We start from the raw sequence: 8250 nt of genomic DNA on the forward strand, positions 1-8250 counted from the left end.
AACATAGAGAATGTCTCATCTTTTATTTATAGAACTGCTGCTAACTCTGCACCTTGACGAATCGCACGTTTAGCATCTAATTCACCCGCTTCCTTCGCACCACCGATCAAGTGAACATTCTTACCATCTGCTTTAAGTTGATCGAACATTGCTGTATACGATTCTTGACCAGCACAAATCACAACATTATCCACGTCAAGCACAGTAGTTTGACCATCAACAGTGATATGTAGTCCTTGATCATCCACTTTGTCGTAACTTGCACCAGCAATCATTTTCACATCGCGATGTTTTAAGCCTGTACGATGAATCCAACCAGTCGTTTTACCTAATCCAGCACCAACAGCTGCTGTTTTACGTTGTAATAAGTAAATCTCACGTTCAGATTTCTCTAGCTCAGGTTGCTTTAAACCACCTACATGGGCATAGCTCGTATCAATACCCCACTCCGCATAGAATTTTTCAGGGTTCAAACTACCGCTATCACCTTCATGGGTTAAATATTCCGCTGTATCAAAACCAATACCACCAGCACCAATAATCGCAACACGCTTACCGACTGGAACACGCTCTTTTAATACTTGGATGTAGCTCAATACTTTTGGATGATCAATACCTTCAAATTGTAATTGACGCGGTGTTACCCCTGTTGCAACAACAATCTCATCATAATTCGCTTGGCTGAGTTCTTCATAAGTCACTGTATGATTGAGTACCAGCTCAATATTCGGCTGTAACTCAATCTGACGTTTGAAATAGCGTAAAGTTTCGTAAAATTCTTCTTTACCAGGAACGGTTTTCGCAATATTAAACTGACCACCAATCTGATTATTTGAATCAAACACTTTAACTTTATGGCCACGACTCGCTGCATATGTTGCAAAACTTAGACCCGCTGGACCTGCGCCAATTACTGCAATATTTTTTATTGTATTTGTTTCTTTAAAAATCAGCTCAGTTTCATAACATGCACGTGGATTGACTAAGCATGTAGCAATTTTCATCGAGAAAATATGATCTAAGCATGCTTGGTTACAACCAATACAGGTATTGATTTCGTCACTACGACCTTCACTCGCTTTCAATACAAAATCTGGATCAGCCAACATTGGGCGAGCCATCGAAATCATATCTGCATGACCTGAAGCCAGTACATGTTCAGCCATTTCAGGTGTGTTGATACGGTTCGATGTGATTAACGGAATTGAAACTGAGCCTTTTAGCTTTTCAGTTACCCAGGTAAATGCAGCACGTGGTACTTTCGTTGCAATCGTTGGAATACGTGCTTCGTGCCAACCAATCCCTGTATTGATAATGGTTGCACCTGCTTTTTCAATTTCTTTAGCAAGTTGTACAACTTCTTCTAAACTTGAACCACCTTCGACTAAATCAAGCATCGATAAACGATAAATAATAATAAAGTTTTCGCCAACTAAGTCACGAGTACGTTTAACGATTTCAATAGGAAAGCGGATACGATTTTCATAACTACCGCCCCATTCGTCATCACGGTGATTGGTACGAGCAGCAATGAATTCATTGATCAGATAGCCCTCTGAGCCCATGATTTCAACGCCATCATAACCTGCATATTGTGCAAGCTTGGCACAGTTTGCAAAATCATCAATCGTTTGCTGAACTTCTGCTGAACTTAATGCTTTTGGTTTAATCGGATTGATTGGTGCTTGAATCGCTGATGGCGCAACATTATTTGCTTGATAAGAATAGCGCCCTGTATGCAAAATTTGCATTGCGATTTTTCCACCAGCCTCATGCACAGCTTGGGTAATCACTTTATGTTTTTCTGCTTCTTCGATGGTATCTAATTTTGTACCATGCGCAAACACAACACCATCATCATTTGGAGAAACACCGCCAGTTACAATCAGACTTACACCACCTTTGGCACGTTCTGCATAAAATGCAGCCATACGTTCATAGCCTTGAGGCGCTTCCTCTAAACCAATATGCATAGAACCCATAAGCACACGGTTCTTTAATGTGGTAAAGCCCAAGTCAAGTGGTTGTAATAAATGTGGATAAGCTGACATGTTTTCTCCTTTGGCTAGCAATCTGCTTGCTAATGCAACTTGTTGCACAAAGTTATAAACAAGATTTGATTTTTATGCAACATATTGCATAATTCTGATGAGTCATTTTTTATTACGGATCATCATGTCACTTGCCCATGTTTTATTGACGAGCTTATTAGAAAAGCCAAGTACTGGTTTTGAGTTAGCGCGTCGCTTTGACCGTTCAATGGGCTTCTTTTGGAACGCGACTCATCAGCAAATTTACCGTGAACTCAATGGTATGCTTAAAAAAGGATGGATTTCAACCTTAGAAGAACAAGCAGCAAATAGCCGAAAAAAAACCTATCAGGTTGAACAACTCGGAAGAATACAACTTGCAACATGGATTGAACAGCAAAGTGAACCTGCCCAGCTTCGTGATGACCTCATGGTCAGATTAAGAGCGGAAGCACAGCTTGGCGGCAATAATATTTTGCCTGAACTTGAACGACATCTAGAGCTTCATAAAGAAAAACTTAGTCTTTATCAAACAATCCATGACAAAGACTTTAAAAATAATGAACCTACTAATCGTGTCTTATTTATTCATAAAATGATTCTGGAACTCGGTATCATTAAAGAAATCGAATGGATAAGATGGTTAGAACAAATGATTCCTCAGCTTAAAAAGTTCGAACAAACAAACGAAATTGGAGAAAAATAATGCCATTTTATACCATGCCTGACCAAGAAAAATTATTTGTACGTCGTGTGGGTGAAGGTGAACCTGTACTCGTACTTTCAGGACTAGGTATGCAAAGTTGGCAATGGCTTCCTTTTTTATTTGCGAGTCGCAAAAAATACGAATTTATTATTCCAGATTGGCGTGGTTTTGGTGGTTCAAAAGATTGTGCTATACCAAATACTGACGCCATTTCGAGTCATTGGAATGATATAGATGCACTCATTAAACAACTAAAATTAGATCAATTTATCCTGATGGGTTATTCCATGGGGGCAACAACTGCAATGCATGGTATGAAACATGCTGATTTAGGGTCAAAACTCAAAGCCTATTTACATATCGATCAAACGCCAAAGATTTCGGTCGATGAAACTTGGCAGTATGGGTTATTTGGTCAGAAACATTTGCAATTTAAAAACTTACTCCTTGATATTCAAACTTTATTATTGGAATACAAAGACGCTGTAATACTGGAAGATTTACCCAAAGAAATACGTTTTAAGCTAGTCAGTTTATGGGTTGGATTCATTGAGTTTCAAAGCAGCAACAGTTACAGCCCTAAAATTTTCAAACTCGCATTACATCGCCCATTTTTACAAAAGTATTTACTCCCAATTCAACGCCTAGATTACTTGCTTTGGTATGTAGAGAACTATTTAAATCACGATGAAGATTATCGTGAAGCAATCAGTCATGTTGATTGTCCAACAACCTTCTTTATTGGTCGTGAATCTACGCTTTACCCTGAAACAGGACAAACACTGATTGCGAACTCATTAAGCAATGCAACAGCCGTTTACTTTGAGCGTTCTGGGCATACACCACTAATTACTGAACCTAGAAAATTTAGTCAGGAAATTGGCAATTTTTTACGAGAAACATAATTTTACTTAGGCTATTTTCCACCTAAAAATAGCCAGCTTATTTATAAACTGGCTATTAAACTAATTTAATGACTTCTCATCTGCTCGGCCACATCAAGCAATAATTGTTCAGTTTTATCCCAACCTAAACAGCCATCTGTCACAGACTGGCCATAAGTCATGTTGCAAGAAATTTTTTGATTGCCATCAACCAAATGACTTTCAAGCATAACCCCACGAACTTTAGATTCAGCACGCTCTGCAATAATCTGCTTTAAAACATTCGGTTGTTGTAATGGGTCTTTGCCACTATTGCCATGACTACAATCAATCACTAATGCAGGTAAATGCTTATGTTTGAAATGCATCGCTTGAATCGAAGCCAAATCATAGTTGGTACCCTGATTTGAACCACGTAAAATCAAATGTGGTAAAGGATTTCCATTGCTATGCAAAATTGCAGGTAAACCTTGTTGGGTCATACCTAAGAATTGATGACCATGCAGTGCAGACTGAATCGCATCCAAAGCAATTTGGATTGAACCATCTGTACCATTTTTGAAGCCGATACTGTAAGGCATATGGCTAGAAATTTCACGATGAATCTGTGATTCACTGGTACGTGCGCCAATCGCACCCCAAGCCAGTAAATCATCAAAATAACCTGTTGCCATTGGACTTAAAATTTCGCTGGCAATCGGCAAGCCTTTTTCGATGAGTTGTAAGTAAAGTGCACGAGACTTTTCTAAACCCAATTGTAAATCTGATGATCCATCTAAATTTGGATCATATAAGAAACCTTTCCAACCCACGGTAGTACGCGGTTTTTCAATATATGCACGCATCACCAAGAATATTTGATCTTTTACTTGTTCTTGTAGTTGTTGAAGGCGATCAGCATATTCGAGTACCGCGATAGGATCATGAATCGAACAAGGACCGGTAATCACCATTAAGCGATGATCATGTCCAGATAAAATATTCTGAATCGTTTGACGATGTTTTGAAATTTGCTGCGCTAAAGTTGCAGACAAGGGATACTGTTCTTTGAGTTGTGATGGCAAGCTAAGTATTGATTCTTGTGAATGAGTGTGTGGTTGTGTCAAAGCAGTATTTAAAGCATTCATTTTCAATTCCTTTGGACTGACCTTCTTCGCAGTCCTATCATTTATTTGAGCAAGTGTGATCTAAGTGATGTTGATTTTTTTGCAAAGTAAAACCAAGAAATCTTGCTAAAATATGAATAATTGAATGTATACATGGTATTTCTCCTAAAATCATGATTGTTAAAGCATAAAAAAACCTGATCGGTGTTGCCGATCAGGTATTAACTGGTTGGGCAACCCTTTTTTGCTGCCCGAAACGCATCAGGCAACTAGATATATTGCCAAAAATAAAAGTATGCGTTTGTGTTTACAGTATGCTTTAACATGTTTATTTTAAATATCTAAAAAAATGTTCCTAACCCTTAAATTACGCACTATTTCAGCATTTGACAAGTGTTTTTGAAAAATATTTTGTAGCATTTAACGTACCAAACCTTGCGGTTGTAAAATAATTAGGCAAGCACCACAAAGAACAACGATCCCACCCAAAATATCCCAACGCGTTAGCATGACTTGATCGACATAACGCAACCACATTAGGGCAGTAAAAATATAAATCCCGCCATAGGCTGCATAAATACGACCTGATGCCGCAGGATGCAAAGCAAGTAACCAAACAAAGACAGCTAAGCTTAACGCCGTAGGAAGCCATAACCAATGCGACTTTCCTTGATTCAAAATTAAATAAGGAAAATAACAACCTAAGATTTCAGCGATTGCTGTGACCAAAAATAACCCAAATACTTTAAGTACTTGGGTTATAGAGAAAGAGAGTTCAAACATTAAGCAGGTTCAGCACTCGGGTTAATATGATCTTCAAATACTTCCAATTTTAAACCAATGTCTTTGCCATTTTCTGTTTTCACAGAAACCGCAACGTTACCACCATGCTCTGCAAGCTCACCAAATAAAATCATCTCAGCAAGTGGCTTTTTCAGATGCTCTTGAATGAGACGTTGCATTGGACGAGCACCCATCAGACGGTCATAACCATTAGCTGACAACCAATCACGAGCGCTTTGATCAACATCAAGTACCACTTGTTTCTCATCAAGCTGCGCTTGCAACTCAGTCAAGAATTTATCTACAACTGAGTCGATAATCGTAGTCGGAAGTGCTTTAAATTGAATAACACCATCCAAACGGTTACGGAATTCTGGCGAGAATGCACGTTTCATTGCATCCTGATTGTCGGCACTATGATCTTGTTCAGTGAAACCAATACTTGCGCGAACAATACTTTCCGCACCGATGTTGGTCGTAAGAACAATGATCACATTTCTAAAATCAGACTTACGGCCATTGTTATCTGTTAAAGCACCATGATCCATGACTTGTAACAACAAGTTGAATACATCTGGATGTGCTTTTTCAATCTCATCAAGCAAGAGTACACAATGCGGATTTTTATGAATCGCATCTGTCAGCAAACCACCTTGATCATATCCAACATAGCCTGGAGGCGCACCGATCAAGCGAGAAACTGCATGGCGCTCCATATATTCAGACATATCGAAACGAACCAACTCTACACCGAGCAATTTCGCAAGTTGTTTCGTAACCTCGGTTTTACCTACACCTGTTGGACCTGCAAAGACAAAACTTCCCACTGGTTTATCTGGTGCTTTCAAGCCTGCACGAGATAATTTGATCGCTGATGCAAGTGCTGTAATCGCTTCATCTTGGCCAAATACAACACGTTTAAGATCACGTTCCAAATTCTCAAGTACAGACTTGTCATCTTTAGATACTGTTTTCGGTGGAATACGCGCAATCTTAGAAACGATGTCTTCGATATTTTCAACCGAGATGGTTGTACCATCGACTTCAGCTTTCAAACGTCGTTGTGCACCAGCCTCATCAATCACATCGATCGCTTTATCTGGTAAAAAACGATCATTGATAAATTTAGCTGACAACTCAACAGCAGCAACAAGAGCTTTGTCATCGTATTCAACATGATGGAAATCTTCGAACTTGCTTTTCAAGCCACGTAAAATTTCAATCGTTTCACTAATACTTGGTTCATTCACATCGATCTTTTGGAAACGACGAGACAAGGCATGATCTTTCTCGAATACCTGACGATACTCTTGGAAAGTTGTTGAACCAATACAACGCAAAGTACCATTCGCTAATGCAGGCTTAATTAAATTCGATGCATCCATAGTGCTGCCCATACTCGAGCCTGCACCAATGATCATATGAATTTCGTCAATGAATAAAATCGCATTTGGATTCTTTTTCAAAGCATTCAACAATTGTTTTAAACGTTTTTCAAAGTCACCACGATATTTAGTCCCTGCAACCAAAGCACCAATGTCTAAGCTATAAACTTCAGCATTCGCAAGTGGTTTCGGTGCCTTGCCATTTACAATCAGCCAAGCTAAACCTTCCGCAATTGAGGTTTTACCTACACCCGGATCACCAACAAGCAAAGGATTATTTTTACGACGTCGACATAAAATTTGTGCTGCACGCTCAATTTCTTTTTCACGTCCAATTAAAGGATCAGTTTTGCCCTTTTGTGCTTCGATATTTAAGTTAAGCGTGTATTGCTCAAGTGGCCCAGCATTTGCTGAAGCTGCACTTTCACCTTCAATATCTTCAACTTCTTCTTCAACTTGAATCTCATCTTTACGAGTGCCATGAGATAGGTATTGAGTCAAAGTTAAACGGTTAATTTGATGACGTTTAAGTAAATAAACCGCGAACGAATCTCGTTCTGAATACATTGCAACTAGAACATCTGCACCTTCAACCGTACGGTCACCACCACTCGATTGAACATGGAAAATTGCACGTTGCAAAATTCGATCAAAGCTCTCAGTTGGATGAGGCGCCTGTTCACTATTATCACCAAGTTTTGGGCTATGTTGCTCTACATATTCCTCTAATTCTTTACGCAATGTAACGATATCAGCACCACATGCTTTTAACGCATTGACTGCTGAATCATTATCAAGTAAAGCAAGCAACAAGTGTTCAACTGTCAGAAACTCATGTCTCTTTTGACGAGCCATGCTAACAGCCAAACGTAACGATACTTCTAATTGACGACTGAGCATGCAACCCCCTTATATTTTGTGCTTCATCTAAAAGGATAATATTAGAATAAGCTGGTATTAACTTGGTTTGTCTGAGGCTTTAAAGCGTTATCTAGTATACGTTTACAATAACACTTTACTTCATAATCTACAGTTAGCATTACTTGAGTATCTTGGTCAAGATTCAAAACAAAGTATTGTTGTAAAATTTCGATTACAAAGAGAATAAGACTTGCCTAGTCGCTCAAAAAGACAGCAAATCTATTCTTTATTTATGAAAGCGTATTCAACCTATGAGAAATTTTAATATGCTATGATCTTAGTTAAAACCTAACAAATCATGTATAGGTTGAATATAAAGATTGTCAGTATATTGATTCATATTTTTAGCATAAAACAATAGATCTCTTTCATAAATCAAAAAACGATCTTCTTTTTGGTTAATATTTGCACTCCGGATTTCTTAGCATTCGTGCA

General features: G+C 38.6%; 6 protein-coding genes and 1 pseudogene. 2 read left to right on the forward strand and 5 right to left on the reverse strand.

Going from position 1 to position 8250, the window contains the following annotated elements; translation table 11 throughout:
* Nucleotides 1-26 precede the first annotated feature (26 nt).
* Nucleotides 27-2051: an NADPH-dependent 2,4-dienoyl-CoA reductase gene (locus tag NO346_RS08170; protein WP_256414854.1), complete on the reverse strand. Its 2025-nt coding sequence runs from the start codon at nucleotides 2049-2051 to the stop codon at nucleotides 27-29.
* A 124-nt stretch (nucleotides 2052-2175) separates the two neighbouring features.
* Here NO346_RS08170 and NO346_RS08175 point away from each other — a divergent pair, with 124 nt between their 5' ends.
* A complete protein-coding gene (locus NO346_RS08175) occupies nucleotides 2176-2736 on the forward strand; it encodes a PadR family transcriptional regulator (RefSeq protein WP_256414860.1) in 561 nt (186 codons plus the stop codon).
* On the forward strand, nucleotides 2736-3641 hold the full coding sequence (locus NO346_RS08180) for an alpha/beta fold hydrolase (RefSeq protein WP_256414855.1): 906 nt from the start codon (nucleotides 2736-2738) through the stop codon (nucleotides 3639-3641). Before NO346_RS08175 ends, NO346_RS08180 begins: the two co-directional genes overlap by 1 nt.
* A gap of 65 nt (nucleotides 3642-3706) precedes the next feature.
* On the opposite strand, the gene NO346_RS08185 is transcribed toward NO346_RS08180, so the two are convergent.
* The 4 genes and pseudogenes from NO346_RS08185 to NO346_RS14940 all read right to left on the reverse strand — a co-directional run.
* Entirely contained in the window at nucleotides 3707-4747 is a 1041-nt protein-coding gene (locus NO346_RS08185; RefSeq protein WP_256414856.1) for a 3-deoxy-7-phosphoheptulonate synthase, read from the reverse strand.
* 399 nt (nucleotides 4748-5146) lie between these two features.
* Nucleotides 5147-5509 (reverse strand): YnfA family protein, encoded by a 363-nt coding sequence (locus NO346_RS08190; RefSeq protein WP_256414857.1) that lies wholly within the window; start codon nucleotides 5507-5509, stop codon nucleotides 5147-5149.
* Complete coding sequence (gene clpA, locus NO346_RS08195) at nucleotides 5509-7794, reverse strand: ATP-dependent Clp protease ATP-binding subunit ClpA (RefSeq protein WP_256414858.1); 2286 nt, start codon at nucleotides 7792-7794, stop codon at nucleotides 5509-5511. Before clpA ends, NO346_RS08190 begins: the two co-directional genes overlap by 1 nt.
* 41 nt (nucleotides 7795-7835) lie before the next feature.
* Nucleotides 7836-7994: pseudogene (locus tag NO346_RS14940) on the reverse strand (ATP-dependent Clp protease adaptor ClpS); the annotation flags it as partial.
* Nucleotides 7995-8250: the final 256 nt, after the last annotated feature.

Origin of the sequence: Acinetobacter sp. 5862 (assembly GCF_024494585.1) — a bacterium.
GTDB lineage: Bacteria > Pseudomonadota > Gammaproteobacteria > Pseudomonadales > Moraxellaceae > Acinetobacter.